Below are 18,467 nucleotides of genomic sequence, written 5' to 3' on the forward strand. Positions count from 1 at the left end.
TGCGAAAGCAACCCGATGCCGAGCGTGCGGCAGGCGTTTTCGCTCACGAAACGGCCCTGCGGCAGTAGCAGTAGGTGAAGGGCTGGACGGTGCCGAAGGGCGTGTGGTGCACCTCGCGCTCGTGCGCCAGCAGCTCGAACGCGTCGCCGAACTCGGCGTGCAGCTGGTCGGCGCGGTAGCGCACGACCGGCAGGCCGCTGCACTGCAGGGGGCCGTCTTCGGCGAAGGTGGCGACGATGACGTGCCCGCCGGGCTTGACCGCGCGCAATACGGCCTGGACGTAAGCCTGGCGGTCTTGGGGGTCGGTCAGAAAGTGGAACACGGCGCGGTCGTGCCACAGCGCATAGGCATGGACCGGCAGCACCGCCCGGGTGATGTCGGCCACCCGCCATTTCACCGCGCCGGCGCGCGGGCCCAGGCGCGCCTGGGCGGCCTGCAGGGCGGCGGCGGAAAGATCGAGCACGCTGAGGTCCTGGTAGCCCTCGGCCAGCAGGTCGTCCACCAGGGTCGAGGCACCACCGCCGACGTCGATCAGCGCCGCCGTGCGTGGCAGGCCCGTGTCGCGAATCAGCCGCAGGGAGTGCTCGGCGTGGGCCTGGTACCAGCTCACCGCGTCGGTGGCCTTGGCGGCGTAGACGTGTTCCCAATGTTGCTTTGAAGGCATGCATCCTCCAGGTTTCGAGGGCCGGCGTCCGGCGATGGCCGATCGGACTCCGGGCGGCCCGGTCGCGGATATTTTGCCCAAGGGCGCGCGTTGCCGCGCAAGGGTCTTGACCTTCCCATCATGGAAAGCCTCAGACTGCCGGCCATGAACACTTCAAACGCACTTTCGACGATGGATCTGGGCGTGGGCGGCATGACCTGCGCCAGCTGCGTGGCCCGGGTGGAGAAAGCCTTGGCCAAGGTGCCGGGCGTGCAGCAGGCGGCGGTGAACCTGGCCACCGAGAGCGCGCGCATCACGCTGGCGGGCAGCGCCGGCGACCTGGCCCCGCAGCTGCGGCGCGCGGTGCGCGATGCCGGCTACGAGCCGCGCGCGGCCAACGCCGCCATCGACGCCGCCAGCGCCTCGCCCTGGGCCGGTTTCGCGCCGGTGGGCCTGGGGCTGGCACTGAGCGCACCGCTGGTGTTGCCGATGCTGCTGCTGCCGTTCGGCGTCAGCTGGATGCCGCCGGCCTGGTTGCAGTTCGTGCTGGCCACGCCGGTGCAGTTCTGGCTGGGCGCGCGTTTTTACAAGGCGGGCTGGCATGCGCTGAAGGCGGGCACGGGCAACATGGATTTGCTGGTGGCGCTGGGCACCACGGCAGCCTGGGCGCTGTCGGTGTGGTTGTGGCTGTTTTCGGGCCATGGCGAGCACGCCCACCTTTATTTTGAAAGCGCGGCGGTGGTGGTGACGCTGGTGCTGCTGGGCAAGTGGCTGGAGTCGCGCGCCAAGCACCAGACCACGGCCGCCATCCGCGCGCTGCATGCGCTGCGGCCCGAGCGGGCGCACCTGATTGATTTCGAGGGGGAGAAAGATATTCCGGTGGACGAGCTGCGTGCCGGCGACCGGCTGGCGGTGCGCCCCGGCGAGCGCGTGCCCGCCGACGGCACGGTGCTGGAAGGCACCACGCAGGTCGACGAGTCGATGCTGACGGGCGAGCCGCTGCCGGTGGCCAAGGGCGCCGGCGACGCGCTGACCGGCGGCTCGATCAACGGCGAGGGCCGCGTGGTGCTGCAGGTGACGGCCGCCGGCAGCGAGAGCGTGCTGGCGCACATCATCCGCCTGGTGGAAGACGCGCAGGCGGCCAAGGCGCCGGTGCAGCGGCTGGTGGACAAGGTGTCGAGCATCTTCGTGCCGGTGGTGATCGGCATCGCGCTGCTGACCTTCGTCGGCTGGTGGTGGGCCGGCGCGGGGCTGGAGACGGCCATCATCCGCGCCGTGGCGGTGCTGGTGATCGCCTGCCCCTGCGCGCTGGGCCTGGCCACGCCCACGGCCATCATGGCCGGCACGGGGGTGGCGGCCAAGTTCGGCATCCTGATCAAGGACGCGGCGGCGCTGGAAGTGGCGCACCGCGTGGACACGGTGGCCTTCGACAAGACCGGCACGCTCACCGTCGGCAAGCCGCGCCTGCTGGCCCTGGCGCCGGCGCCAGGCGCCGACGAGCTGGACGCGCTGCGCCTGGCCGCCAGCCTGCAAAGCGGCAGCGAGCACCCGCTGGCGCGCGCCGTGCTGGCGGCGGCCAAGGCGCGTGACGTGGCGATCGATGCGCCGCAAGACGTGCGCGCCGTGCCGGGCCATGGCACGGATGGGGTCGTCGGCGGTCGGCGCGTGCTGATCGGCAGCCAGCGCTGGATGCGCGAGCTGGGCGTCGATTTAAAGCCTTTCGAGGCTGCAGCCCAGGCGCAGCAAGCGCAAGGCGCTACGGTTTCGATACTGACCGTGCAGGCCGACGGCGACCCCGCGCCGCGTGCCCTGGCCCTGCTGGCCTTCGGCGACGAACCCAAGCCCGAGGCGCGCGCGGCCATCGAGCAACTGCACGCGCAGGGCGTGCGCACGGTGATGATCTCGGGCGACAACCGCGGCGCCGCCGAGGCCATGGCGCGCCGCCTGGGCCTGCGCCCCGAGGCCGGCGAGGTGCTGGCCGAGGTGCTGCCGGGCGACAAGGCCGAGGCGGTGCGGGCGCTGCAGCGGGGCGATCTTCCCTCTCTCCCGCTGGCGGGAGCGGGCAGGGGTGAGGGTGGGCGGGCCTTGCAAGGCGCCGCGGCCCAGGCTGCGCCCCGGCCCTCACCCCAACCCTCTCCCGCGCGCGGGAGAGGGAGCAATACCTTGCGGCCTGCGGGGCACCCCGAGCCGCCGCCCGGCCGCCCGAAGGCGGCGAGCGCCCCCTTGGGGGGCAGCGCACCTCGCGCAGCGGGGGAGCGTGGGGGCAGTCATATCGTCGCCATGGTCGGCGACGGCGTCAACGACGCCCCGGCGCTGGCGGCGGCCGACGTCGGCATGGCCATGGGCAGCGGCACCGACGTGGCCATGCACGCGGCGGGCATCACGCTGATGCGCGGCGACGTCGGGCTGGTGGCGGCGGCGCTGGACGTGTCGCACCGCACGGTGGCCAAGATCCGGCAGAACCTGTTCTGGGCCTTCGTCTACAACACCGCCGGCATTCCGCTGGCGGCGCTGGGCTACCTCAACCCGGTGCTGGCCGGCGCGGCGATGGCGCTGTCCTCGGTCAGCGTGATGAGCAACGCGCTGCTGCTGCGGCGCTGGCGCCCGCCGGCCTGAGGCGCGGCGCGCAGACTTGATCCAGGTCAGGGACAGGGCTGCGCGCGCCCCCTAGACTGGGCCTTCATCCTGGAGCCCTTGCCATGACCCCCAGCAGCCTGAAAATCATCCGCGACGAGCACTCGTCGCTGGCCGCCATGTTGCAGTCCACCCGCATGCTGGTCGAGCGCGGACCGCAGGACGATGCGCGCGGCTTTTTCGACGTGCTGCGCGCCATGCTGTTCTACATCGACGAGTTTCCCGAGCGCCTGCACCACCCCAAGGAGACCGAGCTGCTGTTTCCGCGCGTGCTCAAGGCCGCACCCGACACGGCCACCGCCATCGCCCGGCTGGACCACGACCACGAATACACCGAAAAGGCGGTGCGCGATTTGCAGCACCTGCTGATCGCGTGGGAGCTGATGGGCGAGAGCCGGCGCGCGGCCTTCACCAAGGCCTTCACGCGCTATGTCGATCTGTACCTGTCGCACATGCACCTGGAGGAGCAGGAAATTCTGCCCGCCGCCGTCAAGCATTTGACCGCCGAGGACTGGCAGGCGCTGGACGCCGCCTTCGAGGCCAACCGCGACCCGCTGACCGGCCACTACGCGCCCGAGAAGGACTACGAGCGCCTGTTCTCACGCATCGTGATGGCGGCGCCGGCGCCGATCGGGCTGGGCAGCTGAGTCATTTCGCCGGCGACGCCAGCGCCTGGGCGGCGATGGCGTCGAACCGCGCATCGAGCGCGGCCAGCGAGGCGTCGATGTGGGTGCGCCGCGCCGCGATCCACGCGCCCTGCGCCGCCAGCTGTTCGCGCGCCTCCTTCAGCATGCGCTGCATCTCGACCGGCTGGGGGCCGCCGCGGGTGGCGCGGTTGTTGACGATGGCCACCGGGTCGAGCGTGGCGCGGAATTCGGCCTCGCTCATCGGCAGCTCCTGGCCGTACTTCGAATCCTGCATCGCCTCGGCGTAGATGCGGCGCGCCTGCGCATAGGGAAAGTCCAGCGGCTTGATGTCGTGCGCGCGGGCGTAGGACACGACTTCCGACGCAAAGTGATGGCCGTCGCGAAACGGCAGCCGGTACTTGCGCATCAGCACGTCGGCCAGCTCTTGCGAGGCGGTCCAGTCGCTGTTGAGCTCTTCCAGCGCGCGCTGCGGATTGAGCACCAGGGCGTTCAGCACGCGGCGCCAGCGCCGCAGGGTGGCGATGGCGCTGTCGACCATGGCGCTGTTTTGCTGGACGCTCTTGGGGTCGGCCATGCCGGGCGTGATGTTGTGCGTCTGGATGATCGGGCCCATGGCCAGCGTCACCGTGGTCGAGGCCTCGCTGCGCGTGTCGTTGAGCAGGCCGGGGTTGCGCTTTTGCGGCATGGCGCTGGACATGTAGGTGTTGCCGCCGCCTTCCTGCAGCAGGATCCAGGGCCGCGCCTCGGCGTATTGCGTCATCACGTCCTGCACGAAGTTGCCGGTGCGCAGGGCCAGGCTGGTGACGATGCCGGCCACTTCCACCGGCTGGTCCATGGACGAGATCTGCGCGGCATCGTAGGCGTTGTCCACCAGCGCCTCGAAGCCCAGGAACCGCGCCATGCGCTGGCGGTCCAGCGGCCAGCTGGTGCCGTTGAGCACCGTGGTGCCCATGGGCGAGCGGTCGATGCGCGCATAGGTCTCGCGGATGCGCTGGGCGTCGCGCAGCAGCCCGGCGGCATGGCCCAGCAGGTAGTGGCCGTAGCTGTTGGGCTGCGCGGCGACGCCGTTGGTGTAGTTGGGCACCACCACGTCCCGGTTCTTGTCGGCCAGGTCGACCAGCGTGCTCGTGGTCTGGTCCAGCTGCTCGGCCAGTTGCAGCAGCTTGTCGCGCAGGATGGCGCTGCGGTAGGTGGCGTGCATGTCCTGGCTGGAGCGGCCGGCGTGCAGCAGCGTCACGTCCTCGCCGGCGGCGGCGATCATCAGCGGCTCGAAGCGGATGACGGTGGCGGGGCGCTTGGCGCCGGGCCGATTGCCGTCGGCGATGACCCGGGCCAGGCCGGCCGCCAAGAGCGGCGCGATGGCCGGATCGAGCAGGCCCTGCTCGCTGTTGATGACCAGCGAGGCCTTGTTGATTTCGCCCAGCCAGAAGAAGGGGTCGCGCGGCGCGTCGGGCGCGCTCTGCGCCGGCACCGACGCGGCGCCGAGGGCCAGCACGGCCGCTGCGGCCCGGGCGCGAAGGGTGGGTTTCATGGGGCCTCCGTCGGGGGTGATGGCGTGATTCTACGGAGGCGGCACGCTGCGCGCGCTCGAACAATTCGAATCAAATAGGCCTGTAGCGGGCGTCCATCAAGCGCGAGTAGCTATCAATTGAATAGTTTAGCCGGCAAGGGCATCGCGCCGCGCTGCCCCGGCATCACTCGGCATGGGTTAGGCTTGCCGGTTTCGGACGGGCGCAGCCGCACCGCCGGGCGCCCCGAACGTTCCCTGCCAGCCAGCGAGAAACACGCCATGAAATCCCGTGCCGCCGTGGCCTTCGAGGCCGCCCAACCCCTGCAGATCGTCGAGCTCGACGTGGCCCCGCCCCAGAAGGGCGAGGTGCTGATCAAGATCACCCACACCGGCGTGTGTCACACCGACGCCTTCACCCTGAGCGGGGAGGATCCGGAAGGCGTCTTTCCGGCCGTGCTGGGCCACGAGGGCGCGGGCATCGTCGTCGAGTGCGGCGCGGGCGTCACCAGCGTGAAGCCGGGCGACCACGTGATTCCGCTGTACACCGCCGAATGCGGCGAATGCCTGTTTTGCAAGTCGGGCAAGACCAACCTGTGCGTGTCGGTGCGCGCCACCCAGGGCAAGGGCCTGATGCCCGACGGCACCACGCGTTTCAGCTACCAGGGCCAGCCCATCTACCACTACATGGGCTGCAGCACCTTCAGCGAATACACGGTGGTGGCCGAGGTCTCGCTGGCCAAGGTCAACCCCGACGCCAACCCCGAGCAGGTCTGCCTGCTGGGCTGCGGCGTGACGACCGGCCTGGGCGCCGTCAAGAACACGGCCAAGGTACAGCCGGGCGACAGCGTGGCGGTGTTCGGCCTGGGTGGCATCGGCCTGGCGGTGGTGCAGGGCGCCAAGCTGGCCGGCGCCGGGCGCATCATCGCGGTGGACACCAACCCCGACAAGTTCGCGCTGGCCAAGACCTTCGGCGCCACCGACTGCGTGAACCCCAAGGACCATGACAAACCCATCCAGCAGGTGATCGTCGAGATGACGGGCTGGGGCGTGGACCACAGCTTCGAGTGCATCGGCAACGTCAACGTGATGCGCGCGGCGCTGGAATGCGCGCACCGCGGCTGGGGCCAGAGCGTGATCATCGGCGTGGCCGGCGCGGGGCAGGAGATCAGCACCCGCCCGTTCCAGCTGGTCACCGGTCGGCGCTGGCTGGGCACGGCCTTCGGCGGCGTCAAGGGGCGCAGCGAGCTGCCGGGCATGGTGGAAGACGCCATGAGCGGCAAGATCCAGCTGGCGCCCTTCGTCACCCACACCATGGGGCTGACGGAGATCAACCGCGCCTTCGAGCTGATGCACGCGGGCGAGTCGATCCGCTCGGTGGTGCATTACGCATGACCTCACGGCGCGTCGCCGTCGCCGGCGCCACCGGCCTGGTCGGGCGCTGCCTGGTGCAGCAGTTGTGCGCCGAGCCGACGGTGGCCGAGGTGCACGGCCTGGCGCGCCGATCGCTGGACTGGACGCATCCCAAGCTGCACATGCACGTCGTCGATTTCGCCGCCCTGCCCGCCCTGCCGCCGGTGGACGAGGTGTATCTGGCGCTGGGCACCACCATCAAACAGGCGGGCAGCCAGGCGGCGTTTCGGGCGGTGGACTTCGACGCCAACCTGGCCGTGGCGCGCGCCGCCCAGGCCGCCGGCGCGCGCCGCACGGGCCTGGTCAGCGCCATGGGCGCGAGAGCAAAGTCGAGCGTGTTCTACAGCCGCGTCAAGGGCGAGCTGGAGGACGCGCTGGCCGCGCTGGGCTTCGACGCGCTGGTGATCGCCCGGCCCTCCATGCTGCGCGGCGACCGCGCCGTGCTGAGCCAGCCGGTGCGCGCCGGCGAGCTGCGCTGGGCGCGGCTGGACGCCCTGCTGCGGCCGCTGATCCCGTCCAACTTGCGCGCCATCGACGCCGCCGACGTGGCGGCCGCGCTGTGCCGGCAGGTGCCCAGCGCGCAGGGCCGCGTGGTGCTGCCGTCGGGCGCCATGCAGGGCGCCACAGTAGGCTGGGTTGGCGCAGCGTAACCCAGCGAGTCTCTCGCGCCCTCGCTGGGTTTCGTGCCTCGACCCAGCCGACTTTGAACTTGAATGCAGGAGCGCTTCATGGAACGCATCGAACACCACGCCAGTTTCAAGGGCCGGCAGGAAGTCTGGCAGCACGCCAGCGCGAGCACCGGCACGGACATGAAGTTTGGCATCTACCTGCCGCCGCAGGCGCTGGCCGGCGAGCGCTGCCCGGTGCTGTACTGGCTGTCGGGCCTGACCTGCAGCGAGCAGAACTTCATCACCAAGGCGGGCGTGCAGCAATACGCGGCGCAGCACGGCCTGATCGTGGTGGCACCCGACACCAGCCCGCGTGGCCCCGGCGTGCCCGACGACGCGGCCTACGACCTGGGCCAGGGCGCGGGCTTCTACGTCAACGCCACGCAACAGCCGTGGGCGGCGCACTACCGCATGCAGGACTACGTGGCCGAGGAGCTGCCGGCGCTCATCGAGCAGCACTTTCCCGCCACGCAGGCGCGCGGCATCTTCGGCCACAGCATGGGCGGGCATGGGGCACTGGTCACCGCGCTGCGCCACCCGGGGCGCTACCGCAGCGTGTCGGCCTTCGCGCCCATCGCCGCACCGGCGCAAGTGCCCTGGGGGCAAAAGGCGCTGACCGCGTATCTGGGCAGCGACCCCAAGGTCTGGGCCGACTGGGACGCGGCGGCGCTGATCGCCCAAGCCCGCGCCGAGCGCCTGCCCCTGCTGATCGACCAGGGCGAGGCCGACGAATTTTTGCCGCAGCTGCGCCCCGACCTGCTGCAGGCCGCGTGCGAAAAGGCGGGGCACCCGATCACGCTGCGCATGCAGCCGGGCTACGACCACAGCTATTACTTCATCGCCAGCTTCATGGGCGAGCACGTGGCCCACCACGCGGCGGCGCTGCGCGGCTGAGGCCTACCAGGCCACCGGGGTGTCGAACAGCGCGAAGGCCGGGTCGCGCGTGAGCAGGGTCAACTGCTCCCATTCGGCCTGCGCGGCAAGCATGCGGTCGAACGGATCGCGGTGCGCCAATTCGTAGCCGCCGGCCCGCACGGCATGCGCCCAGGTGATCGGCAGATGCTGGAAGCCATCGGCCTGCAGCAGGTCGTGAAAGCGGGGCAGCACGGCCTCGGCGCCGGGCAGCTTGCCCAGGCGGTGCTTGGTGGCGATTTCCCAGGCGCTGGCCGCGCTGACGAAGACCGGGTTGGCCTCATCGGCCATCAGGGCGCGCGCGCTGGCCGGCAATTGCGGGCTGTCCAGCCACCACCAGAGCAGGGCATGCGTGTCCAGCAGCAGCTTCACTCGCGCTCCCAGGCGCTCAGCTCTTCCTCGGGCAGCGGGTCGAAGAACCCGGCATCGAGCGCCAACCCGCTCAGGCGGCCCGGTTGGCGACGCGCGGCCACGGGCGCCAAGGGCACCATGCGGGCGTAGGGCTTGCCGGCCTTGGACAGGATGATTTCCTCGCCCGCGTGCACGCGTTCGAGCAGGCGGGAGAACTGGGTCTTGGCCTCGTGGACGTTGATGACGGTGGACATGGGCGCTCCTTGAGTGCGTCATTATTGACTAAGTCTGTGGACTAAGGCAAAACGTCCGGATGCCCGTTGTTGCCGGGCTGCCCAACGCAGGCTCAGTAATTGACGTTCACCGTCACTGTGTCGCTGTAACTGTCGGGCCGGTAGTCGGCCGAGGGAGCGCGCACGTACACCGTGTGGGATTTGGCGACGCCGGTACCGCTGCCGGCCACGCCGTTGCCCGCGCCGGTGGCCGTGGCGGTGTTGCCCCAGATCTTGGTCATGGCCGCGTCTTGGTAGAGCTGGTAGGGCACCTGGTCGGTGTTGCCCGCACCGGCCGACATCACGCCCGCGCCGGCGCTGCTCGTGTTGGACGGGCTCAGGCCCACGTAGTAGGGTGTGGTGTTGCTGCAGGTGATGCTGATGTTGCCGTTGTTGGCGATGTTGGTGGCGCTGGCGGGGACGCTGCCCAGGTCGACGTCGGAGACAGCGTTCACCACGCATTGCTTGGTGACGGTGGCGCTGACGGTGAAGGGGAAGGTGATGTTGCCCGTGTTGCCGCACGTGGATGGCGCAGCGTTCCCACTGACGTCGTTGATTCGCAGCGCGGTGTCCGAGGGCGCGTACTCGTCGACGTAGCTGCCCGGAATCGCTGTGTTTTGGCCTGCCAGCACCTGCCCGTATAGTGTGGCCGTGCTGTTCGTGCTCGCGCTTTTGCCGAGCGTAAGCGTGACTTGGTACGGCGAAGTGGGGCTGCCCCAGAGCTGGCTGGTCCAAGGCGTGGCGTAGGCCGAGTCCTGATACATCTGGAACTGAAGCTTGTTGGTGGCCCCGCTGCTCATCAGCCGCGGCATGAGCTGCCCGCCGGCCGGTTCACCAATGCTGAAGCACAACCGCGCCGAGTGGGTGTTCTTGCTGTCGGCGTTGGTGCAGTTGTAGGTGAGGGTGGCAGTGCTCGTGGTGTAGCTGGCCAGTGAGTTGATACTGCCGAAGTTCAGCGTCGACATCGAAGCGGTGCAACTGATCTGCGCGTGTGCCGGTGCCGTGGCCAGCAAAAATGCACACAGTGCCAACAGCGCTAGCTGCGCTTTTGGTGCCAGAAAGCGTCGCGGTGGATTCATGGCCGGGTCTCCGGGGTGCAGCGCAGCGGGCCGATGCGGGGAATGGCGCCGCCGGTGTCCTTGCGGTAGTCGAGGGGGGCGCCGCAGCGGCCGGCGGGGGTTTGTACCGTCAATTGGTTGTGTTCGTCCAGCGTGTCCAGATAGGTCTCGCCGTCAAAGCCCACCACGGCGTTGCCGGCCTGACCGTTGACCGTGACACGACTGCCCAGCGGCAGCGGCTGGCCGGCGGCGTCCACCAGCGTGACCAGCGCGGCGCGCACCGGGGTGATGCCGAACTCGACCAGCGCCCCCGCGCGGTCGGGCGGGGTGGCGATGGCGTCCACGCGGTCGATGCGCAGGTCGGCGGGCAGGTCCATGGGGTTGATGCCCAGCTTGTTGTTCTGGTAGGCGTTCAGCGGCGTGACCAGCAGGTGGCCGCTGGCGTCGGTGCTGCCGATGGGGCGGTTTTCCAGCCGCACCGGCACGCCGGGCACGCCGTCGGTGGAAACCAGGGCGAAGGCGTCGTAGATCTGGCGCGCGGCAAACAGGTGCCCGCCCATGAACACCAGCGCGCCGTTGGCGTCGCCGTAGACGGTGCTGGCGCCGTTCACCACGTTGGCGCCGGCGGCGTAGCGGCCATAGGGGCCCTGGTAATTGACCTCGCCCTGCGCGCCGTGCTGGCCGCCGCCCTGGCGCAGCTGGGTGTTCCAGCCCCAGCCGCCGTCGCTGGGGGTGGAGCGGCTGGCGCTGGCCGTCAGCTGGGTGCCGGCGTTGTCGCGCTGCAGGCCGGTGCTGGCGCTGGTGCGCGCGTCCAGCGCCCAGCTGAGGTTGAGGAACACGCTGTAGAGCTTGCGGTCGGTGAGGTCGCGGTTGGCGGTGAGCGACAGCGTGGCCTGCCGGCCCAGCGACTTGAACCAGCCGGCGCTGACGTAGCGCGAGGCGGCCTGGCCGGGGTAGTTTTGATACAGATAGCTGAGCGAGAAGCTGCCCACCTCGCCCGCGTTGTAGCCCACGGTGGCGCTGCCGCTGGCGCGCGCCAGCAGGGCGCCGCTGAGGGCCGCCACGTCGCGGTACTGGCCCTGCGTGCGCGTGCCGGTCAGGCCGACGTTGAAGCGCTCGTTGTTCCAGTTGTAGCCCAGGTTGAGTTGCGTGCCATGTCGGTCGGTGCCGCTGGACGCGGCCAGCGCGCCGTTCAGCACGCCGGCGTTGCCCAGCAGCCCCGCTGCGCCGGCGCCCACGTTGGCCAGGCCGCGCGTGGCCTCGGCGTGGGCCGCCACGGTCAGGGTGTCGCTCCAGCCGCGGCGCCAGCTGCCGCTCAGCATCGGGTCGTGGCCGTAGTCGTTGGACACCAGGCCGTAGTTCTGGCGCACGCGGCCCAACTCGACCGACCAGCTGGTGAGCCCGGGCTTGAGCAGCTGCTGCGTGCCGTAGAGCGAGAAATTGAGCGTGGTGCTGCGGCCGAAGGCGTCGGTCAGCACCACCTGGGCGTTGCCGGCGCCGCTGATGCTGGGCAGGGTGTTGAGCTGGAACGGCCCGGCCGGCACCTGGCCGTTGTACTGGCGCATGCCGTTGACGTACAGGTCCAGCTGCGAGGGCAGCGTGGCCGATCCCAGCAGCGAGGGCACGGGCGTGGTGCTCAGATACGGCTGCAGCGCGAAATTGCTGCCGATCTGGATGCCGCCGATGCGCGTGGCGCGCGTCCAGGGCAGGGCCTGGGTCAGGGTGTCGCCCACGCGCACCGTCAGCAGGCGGTCGGGCCAGGACTGGGACCAGCCGGTGTCCAGGCGCACGGTGCGCGGCTGCTGCTGGGTGTCGACGCCGCCGTGATTGCTGCGCGCCAGCTGGGTGCTGCTGACGACGCCCCAGCGTCCGAAGGCGCGCAGCTCGGTGAAGGCGTTGAGCGCGCCGGCGCCGCCCGCGCCCGTGCTGCGCGTGCCGTACAGGTCGTAGTTGAGCAGCAGGCCGGGCGCGGCGCTGACGGGCTGCGCCTCGATGCCGGGCACCGTCAGCGTGGTTTCGGGCAGCTTGAGCAGGGTCAGCGGCGCCGTCAGCGTCACGCGCTGCAGTGCGCGCTCGTACTGCTGCTGCAGACCGGCCAGATCGTGCAGGGCTACCGGATCGGCGCCGCCGGCGGGCAGTACGAAGCCCAGCGCGCGCAGGCTGGCGGCCGAGGCCCACAGCTGGCCGGCGCGATCGCCGAAATGCACCAAGCCGCGCGCGGCGCCGTTGAGCGTGACGTCCAGGTACACGTCCTGACCCTTGCCGCCCGCCAGGCTGGGTTCGGCCGCGCCCAGCACCGCGCCCGCCGCACTCGCCGAGGCATCGGCGGCGTGGACGGGCCCCGCCAGCAGGGCCGGCGCCAGCAGCAGCGCCTCAGCGAGGGCGCGCGGCCAGCGGAAGGCTTTGCTCGGTCTGGCCATTGATCATGCCTTGCCACTGGCCACCTTCGCCGAGCGCCCCCGCGGGCACCTTGACGGCCCAGCGCATGCGCATGCCCGGCAGCACGTAGCCCAGCAGGCCCGGCGCCACGGTGCTGCGCTGGCCGGCGGGGCTGGTGTAGCTGATGTCGGCCAGCTGCGCGTGCGTGCCGCCGCTGTTGCTGACCTCCAGCAGGGTTTTGTCGCCCTCGCGCAGCAGCGCCGCCTGCAGCTGCGGCGCGCTGGGCGCTGCGCCGGCCGGCTGCACGAACACCGGCACCGAATAACGCAGCACGTACTGCAGGCCCTTGCGCGCCGGGTCTTCGCTGGGCAGCTCGTCGATGATCAGGCGATAGGCGGCCTCGGCACCGCCGGTGGGCGGCGCGCCCAGGCGGATGGCGCGGATCAGCTGGCGATCGCCCGCCGCCAGCTCGATCATGGGCGGGCTGGCCAGCAGCTCCTTGGTGGGCGCCAGCTGGTCGGCGTCGTTCTCCTGCGTCCAGCGGTACACGCGCACCTGGGCTCGCACCGGGTTGTCGCCGGTGTTGGACAGCCACAGGCCTTCGGCGTTTTGCGTCGCCGGCACCTCGATCGACACGGGCGACACCTGCAGGCCGCTGGCACAGGCGGCGGCACTTGCCAGAAAGGCCGCGCCGGCGAGGGCGCAGGAAAGGATGCGGCGCATGATGGCCTTGAATGGAAAAGTGAACGAAAAGTGAACGAATTCAGTAGCTTACATGGACGCTGACCGGCGCTTGGGCGGGGCCGGCGGCCGGCCGATCACCCGTGGGCAGGATGGCGCTGACGCGGCCCATGCCGCGGCCCGTGGCCGCCACGCCGGTGCTGGCCGGCGCGACCAGGCGGGCACTGAACGGCGTTTGATGCGAGCAGCGGATCAGCAAGGCGCCGGCCATGTGAGAGTCCCAAGGCGACGGCGGCGCGACGCGGCAGGTGGAGAGCAGCTGCACGCGCACCGGGAAGGTCAGGCTGGCTTGCCCGGCTTGGACCGCAGCCGCGCTGGCAGAACAACAGGCCAGCATGACGACACGGACGATCAAATGCAGCCGCACGGAGATGCCTTGTAGGTGCAGTCCAGGGCTGGAGCCAGGTTGACTTGCGTAATCAGTAGTTGACGTTCACCGTTACGGTGTCGATGTAGTTGTCGGGCGTGAAGTCGATGTTGGTGGCCTTGGCGTAGGCGGTGAAGCTGACCGCATTGGCGCTGGCCATGCCGAGACCGCTACCGGACTTGCCGTTGCCCGCCGAGCTGGTGGTGGCGGTATTGCCCCACACGGTGGACATGGCGGCGTCGGAGTAGAGCGTGTACGGCACCTTGTCGGTGTTGGTGGCGACATTGGCCACGCTGGCCATGGCGCCGGTGCCGTTGGCAGTGCCGCCGTTGCCCGCCGAGGGCGCCAGGCCGATGTAGAAGGGCGTGCTCTTCGAGCAGTTGACCTTGAAGGTGGTCAAGCCATTCATGTTCACGGCGGTAGCGGTGGCCGCGGCGCCGCCCAGGTCGATGTCCGGTGCGGCGGTGGTCACGGCGCAGGTCTTGGTGATCGCGATCTTGACCTTGAAGCTCGAGGTGACGAGGTCCGCGTGCGCGGTGCTGGCGCCGGCAGCGAGGGTCAGCAGGGCCAGCTTGGCGATGAGTTGCTTGTTCATGATGTTTGGACTTTCATGCGGCATGCCGCGTGGGTTGAAGGGCTGGAACAGTGGGTACCGGTTGGGCAAGGACCATGAACCGAAAAGTAGTCATTGCGATGGGTGCGGATCGTATGGGCCGGCCCCATGGCACACAAGTTTTCGAGGCCCGAAAAACGTGCAGAACCGCACGCTGTTGCGAGGGCGAAATCGCATGCCCCAAGCGTTCGTGAATTTGTGCGCACGATGCCGGGAGCAGGCGCTGGAGCGGACGTGTCCGCCGCTCGCCTTCGCGTAGCGCTTTGGCAACGTCAGTCTTTTCCAATTCAGGTATGAGCCTGAACGAGCCGGATTGAAGGTTGGGTTCAGGCCAAGCGTCTGGATCGTTTTTCAATTGTCGCAAACAGCGCCATGCGCGCTGCATTGAGCTGTTCAGCGGCCTGCAAGTCAGTCACTTGCACGGCCTGCTGTTGCAGCAGCTGGACAGTGATGCCGCGGCGCAACTGCTTGTCAATGTCCGGCAAGCTCGCGAGCTTCTCCAACGGCGTTTGCACCAGCTCGGGTGGGTAGGTCTTGCGAATTTTGCCCTTGGCATCCATCACCTGCTTGGCAAACAGGCAAGGGCGGTGCAGGTTGACGTAGGTGTTCAGATGCTCTTGGCAGAACGTGTTGATCAGGCCGGCAAAGCGCTGCGGAATATGGCTGTAGCCGAACGTCTTGCGCACCACGGCGGCGTTCTTGCTCTCGGCCAACGCGTTGTCATTGCTCTTGCGCGGGCGCGACTTGGTCTGCTCGGCCTGCAGCTTGCCCAGCAAGGCGGCCACCTGTCGATTGACGAACTCGCCGCCGTTGTCCGAATGAAAGCCGCGGATCGGAAACGGAAACTGAGCCATGAGCTGCTCCAACACCGGCAGCAAGAACGCCTCGCTGATGCGCTCGCAGCAAGCCACCACCTCCCACTGAGTGAGGATATCGACGGCATTGACGTAGTACACCCCCTTGATGCGATCGAGATCGCCCTGATGGACGCTGTCGATGCGAATGAAGCCCACTCGCCCGCCGGGGTCGGGCGCGCGTCGCTGGCCAATGGCATTGAGCACGGGCCGGGTTTTGGTCAAGGACACCCGGGCGGCTTTGTATGGGCCGCTCTTGCGCAGGTTGTACAGGTGCGAGGGCGACAGTTGCGCCAGGCGTTCAAAGCGCGCATCACCGTGCACATGCCAGGCGCGGCGCAGCAGGTGCACCGTCGCCGGCCCCGACAAGCAGCCATGGGCGCGATCAACGCTCACCAGCAGCGCCACATCGGCGGGGCTGTAGCGCCGGGCAAAGGCATGCGCTGGCACGCGGTAGCGCTTGGCCAGAGGCTGGCCTTCCAGCACGCGCGCCAGCAGCCGCGTCAGTTGCGCGCGCGAGTAGCCGCTGGTGCGCGCCAGATAGCGCAGCACGATGCCCTTGTCGGGCCTGGACAGACGCGTATAGCCCAAGCGGCGCACCACGCTGGCAATGTGCGCATAGCGCTCTTGATCATCGGCGAAGGCGCTGAAGCTGACCTCCAGCGTGCCTTCGAGAAACGCCTGCAATTGGGCAATGCTGCCCAGCCGGGATTCGTCCATGTCGATCACCATCTGAAAAATGATCGACCCAGATCGCCCATTCAGGCTCATATCTCGTTGGAATCTCGGCAACTCGTTCAGGCTCATACCTCGTTGGACAAGACTACGTCCTGCAAACCTGCCGGCCTTGTGATAGCGTGAGCGGGCCTGAACTTTCGCCATGCGAGGGAGAGCGCGATGAGTGACGAACGGCAGCCACCCACCACGTGGCACGAATTGACGCCGCCGGAAAGCCGGCCCAACCGGCGCTTCATGCTGAAGGCGGCGGTGGGCAGCGGGGCGGTGCTGCTGGCCGGCGGCCCGTCGGCGTCGCAGGCGGCCAAGGCGCTGCTGGACGAGTACAAGCCGGTGTACCTCAGCGCCGGCGAATGGACCTTCGTGCGCGCGGCCTGCGCACGGCTGATTCCCTCGGCGGGCGACGGGCCGGGCGCCATCGAGGCGCAGGTGCCGGTGTTCATCGACCGGCAGCTGGCGGGCGATTTCGGCAACGCGACGGACTGGTTCTTGGGCGGCCCGCACGAGGCCGGCGCCGATCCGCAGCGCGGCTTTCAGTCGCCGCTGACGCCGGCGCAGATCTACCGCGAGGCCATCGCCGCGGTGGACGGCTGGTGCACGCAGAACAAGGGCAAGGCCTTTGCCGCGCTGGACGAGGCGGCGCAGGACGAGGTGCTGAAGACGCTGCAGGCCGGCAAGCTGGGCCTGAAGCCCGAGCTGCGCGACTTCTTCACCTTCTTGCTGCAAAACACCAAGGAAGGCTTTTTTGCCGACCCGATGTACGGCGGCAACCACCAGATGGTGGGCTGGAAGCACATCGGCTTTCCGGGTGCGCGCGGGGCGTTTCTGGAATGGGCCAACGACCAAGACAAGCCCTACCCGCTGGGACCGGTGGCCATTTCCGGGGCAAGGGGTTGAACATGGCACGGCAAGAAAAGAAAACCGATGCGGTGATCGTGGGCCTGGGCTGGATGGGCTCAATCCTGGCGATGGAGCTGGCCGAGGCCGGGCTGAACGTGCTGGCGCTGGAGCGCGGCGAAGACCGCGACACGGTGCCCGACTTCGCCTACCCGAAAATGATCGACGAGCTGAAGTACGGCATCCGGCTCAAGCTGACGGAGCCGCCAGCGCACTCGACGCTGACGATCCGCCGCTCGCTGCAGGAGACGGCGCTGCCCTATCGCGTGCTGGGCAGCTTTCTGCCGGGCAACGGCGTGGGCGGCGCGGGCGTGCACTGGAACGGCCACACCTGGCGCGCGCTGCCCGAGGAGCTGCGCCTGCGCTCGTACGTGACCGAGAAGTTCGGCGCCAAGGTGATCGACGAGGGCATGACGATCGAGGACTGGGGCGTCAGCTACGACGAGCTGGAGCCCCATTTCGACCGCTTCGAGTACGTGTGCGGCATCTCCGGCCAGGCGGGCAACCTGGGCGGCCAGACGCAGGCCGGCGGCAACCCGTTCGAAGGGCCGCGCAAGCGCCCGTTCCCGCTGCCGCCGCTGCCCACGCTGCTGAACGGCAAGATGTTCGGCGACGCGGCCAAGGCCATGGGCTACCACCCGTTTCCGCTGCCCTCGGCCAATTTGTCGGACACCTGGACCAACGAATACGGCATGCAGCTGGGGCCGTGCAACTTCTGCGGCTTTTGCGAGCGCTTCGGCTGCATCAACTACTCCAAGTCGGCGCCGCAGACCTGCATCCTGGGCGCGCTCAAGCACAAGCCCAACTTCAGCTACCGCACGCACGCCGAGGTGATCCGGGTGGAACTGGCGGCCGACAAGAAGACCGCCACCGGCGTGACCTATGTCGATGAAAAGGGCGAGGAGGTGTTCCAGCCGGCCGACCTGGTCATCCTGGCCGCCTACCAGTTCTACAACGTGCACCTGCTGCTGCTGTCGGGCATCGGCAAGCCCTACGTGGCCGAGACCGGCGAGGGCGTGGTGGGCAAGAACTACGCCTACCAGATGACCGGCGGCACCTCGATGTTCTTCAAGGGCGTGCACTTCAACCCCTTCGTGGGCGCCGGCTCCAGCGCCATCGTGATCGACGACTACGCCGTCAACCAGATCGACTTCGGCCGCGAGGGCTTCATCGGCGGCAGCTACATCAACAGCGGCCAGTTCAACGGCCGGCCCATCGCCTCGATGCCGCTGCCGCCCGGCACCCCGGGCTGGGGCGCGGGCTGGAAGCAGGGCGTCAAGGACTGGTACGGCCATTCGATGAGCATCGCCAGCCATGGCTCGGTGATGTCCTACCGCGACTGCTACCTGGACCTGGACCCGACCTACCGCAACCGCCACGGTCAGCCCATGCTGCGCATGACCTTCGACTGGAAGCCCAACGACATCCGCATGACGCAGTTCATGCGCGGCAAGATCGAGGCCATCGCCCAGTCGATGAACCCCACGCACTGGGCCTCGGGCTACAAGGGCGAAGGGGCGCACTACGACGTGCGGCCCTACCAGACCACGCACAACGTCGGCGGCGCCATCATGGGCACCGACCCCGGCCGCAGCGCGGTCAACCGCTACCTGCAGACCTGGGACGTGCACAACGTGTTCGTGATGGGCGCCAGCGCCTTTCCGCAGAACCTGCAATACAACCCCACCGGCACCGTGGGCGCGCTGGCCTACTGGTCGGCGCGGGCGATCCGGCAAGACTATTTGAAGAACCCGCGGCCGCTGGTCTGAACCGCAA

The 18,467-nt window shown here is 69.1% G+C and carries 17 protein-coding genes; 7 read left to right on the forward strand and 10 right to left on the reverse strand.

All coding sequences use genetic code 11. The features are described from left to right. Positions 1–43: 43 nt before the first annotated feature. Positions 44–664 (reverse strand): class I SAM-dependent methyltransferase, encoded by a 621-nt coding sequence (locus ACWHMB_RS00715; RefSeq protein WP_377483660.1) that lies wholly within the window; start codon positions 662–664, stop codon positions 44–46. 120 nt (positions 665–784) lie between these two features. Between ACWHMB_RS00715 and ACWHMB_RS00720 the strand changes: the two genes are divergently transcribed. Next, entirely contained in the window at positions 785–3,259 is a 2,475-nt protein-coding gene (locus ACWHMB_RS00720) for a heavy metal translocating P-type ATPase (protein ID WP_377483662.1), read from the forward strand. A gap of 83 nt (positions 3,260–3,342) precedes the next feature. Continuing rightward, the gene (locus ACWHMB_RS00725; RefSeq protein ID WP_377483665.1) at positions 3,343–3,924 is read left to right on the forward strand and encodes a hemerythrin domain-containing protein; all 582 of its coding nucleotides are present in this window, start codon (positions 3,343–3,345) and stop codon (positions 3,922–3,924) included. 1 nt (position 3,925) lies between these two features. Here ACWHMB_RS00725 and ACWHMB_RS00730 read toward each other — a convergent pair whose 3' ends face one another. Continuing rightward, positions 3,926–5,455, reverse strand: a complete 1,530-nt coding sequence (locus ACWHMB_RS00730; protein WP_377483667.1) for a lyase family protein — start codon at positions 5,453–5,455, stop codon at positions 3,926–3,928. A 258-nt stretch (positions 5,456–5,713) separates the two neighbouring features. On the opposite strand from ACWHMB_RS00730, the gene ACWHMB_RS00735 reads away from it, so the two are divergent. The 3 genes from ACWHMB_RS00735 to fghA all read left to right on the forward strand — a co-directional run bounded on the left by ACWHMB_RS00735 (position 5,714) and on the right by fghA (position 8,406). Next, a complete protein-coding gene (locus ACWHMB_RS00735) occupies positions 5,714–6,826 on the forward strand; it encodes an S-(hydroxymethyl)glutathione dehydrogenase/class III alcohol dehydrogenase (RefSeq protein ID WP_377483669.1) in 1,113 nt (370 codons plus the stop codon). Next, a complete protein-coding gene (locus ACWHMB_RS00740; RefSeq protein WP_377483671.1) occupies positions 6,823–7,494 on the forward strand; it encodes an NAD(P)H-binding protein in 672 nt (223 codons plus the stop codon). Before ACWHMB_RS00735 ends, ACWHMB_RS00740 begins: the two co-directional genes overlap by 4 nt. A 78-nt stretch (positions 7,495–7,572) precedes the next feature. Then, entirely contained in the window at positions 7,573–8,406 is an 834-nt protein-coding gene (fghA, locus tag ACWHMB_RS00745) for an S-formylglutathione hydrolase (RefSeq protein WP_377483673.1), read from the forward strand. A 3-nt stretch (positions 8,407–8,409) separates the two neighbouring features. Here the strand turns inward: fghA and ACWHMB_RS00750 are convergent, their stop codons facing one another. From ACWHMB_RS00750 to ACWHMB_RS00785, 8 genes are all read right to left on the reverse strand, one after another. Further along, entirely contained in the window at positions 8,410–8,796 is a 387-nt protein-coding gene (locus tag ACWHMB_RS00750) for a type II toxin-antitoxin system VapC family toxin (protein ID WP_377483675.1), read from the reverse strand. Next, the gene (locus tag ACWHMB_RS00755) at positions 8,793–9,029 is read right to left on the reverse strand and encodes a type II toxin-antitoxin system Phd/YefM family antitoxin (protein WP_377483677.1); all 237 of its coding nucleotides are present in this window, start codon (positions 9,027–9,029) and stop codon (positions 8,793–8,795) included. Before ACWHMB_RS00755 ends, ACWHMB_RS00750 begins: the two co-directional genes overlap by 4 nt. A gap of 92 nt (positions 9,030–9,121) precedes the next feature. Beyond that, positions 9,122–10,126: a Csu type fimbrial protein gene (locus ACWHMB_RS00760; protein WP_377483680.1), complete on the reverse strand. Its 1,005-nt coding sequence runs from the start codon at positions 10,124–10,126 to the stop codon at positions 9,122–9,124. Next, complete coding sequence (locus tag ACWHMB_RS00765) at positions 10,123–12,525, reverse strand: fimbria/pilus outer membrane usher protein (RefSeq protein ID WP_377483682.1); 2,403 nt, start codon at positions 12,523–12,525, stop codon at positions 10,123–10,125. The genes ACWHMB_RS00760 and ACWHMB_RS00765 overlap by 4 nt, the downstream gene beginning before the upstream one ends. Then, positions 12,479–13,207 (reverse strand): fimbrial biogenesis chaperone, encoded by a 729-nt coding sequence (locus tag ACWHMB_RS00770; protein ID WP_377483685.1) that lies wholly within the window; start codon positions 13,205–13,207, stop codon positions 12,479–12,481. Before ACWHMB_RS00770 ends, ACWHMB_RS00765 begins: the two co-directional genes overlap by 47 nt. Before the next feature lie 40 nt (positions 13,208–13,247). Beyond that, the gene (locus ACWHMB_RS00775) at positions 13,248–13,592 is read right to left on the reverse strand and encodes a hypothetical protein (RefSeq protein ID WP_377483687.1); all 345 of its coding nucleotides are present in this window, start codon (positions 13,590–13,592) and stop codon (positions 13,248–13,250) included. Between the two features lie 52 nt (positions 13,593–13,644). Next, the gene (locus ACWHMB_RS00780; RefSeq protein ID WP_377483689.1) at positions 13,645–14,187 is read right to left on the reverse strand and encodes a spore coat protein U domain-containing protein; all 543 of its coding nucleotides are present in this window, start codon (positions 14,185–14,187) and stop codon (positions 13,645–13,647) included. A gap of 344 nt (positions 14,188–14,531) precedes the next feature. Further along, entirely contained in the window at positions 14,532–15,830 is a 1,299-nt protein-coding gene (locus ACWHMB_RS00785) for an integrase (RefSeq protein WP_377542571.1), read from the reverse strand. A gap of 126 nt (positions 15,831–15,956) precedes the next feature. Here ACWHMB_RS00785 and ACWHMB_RS00790 point away from each other — a divergent pair, with 126 nt between their 5' ends. After that, on the forward strand, positions 15,957–16,691 hold the full coding sequence (locus tag ACWHMB_RS00790) for a gluconate 2-dehydrogenase subunit 3 family protein (protein ID WP_377483741.1): 735 nt from the start codon (positions 15,957–15,959) through the stop codon (positions 16,689–16,691). Positions 16,692–16,693: 2 nt separating this feature from the next. Next, complete coding sequence (locus ACWHMB_RS00795; protein ID WP_377483738.1) at positions 16,694–18,460, forward strand: GMC family oxidoreductase; 1,767 nt, start codon at positions 16,694–16,696, stop codon at positions 18,458–18,460. The last annotated feature ends 7 nt before the right edge of the window (positions 18,461–18,467 follow it).

It is taken from the genome of Ottowia pentelensis (assembly GCF_964341695.1).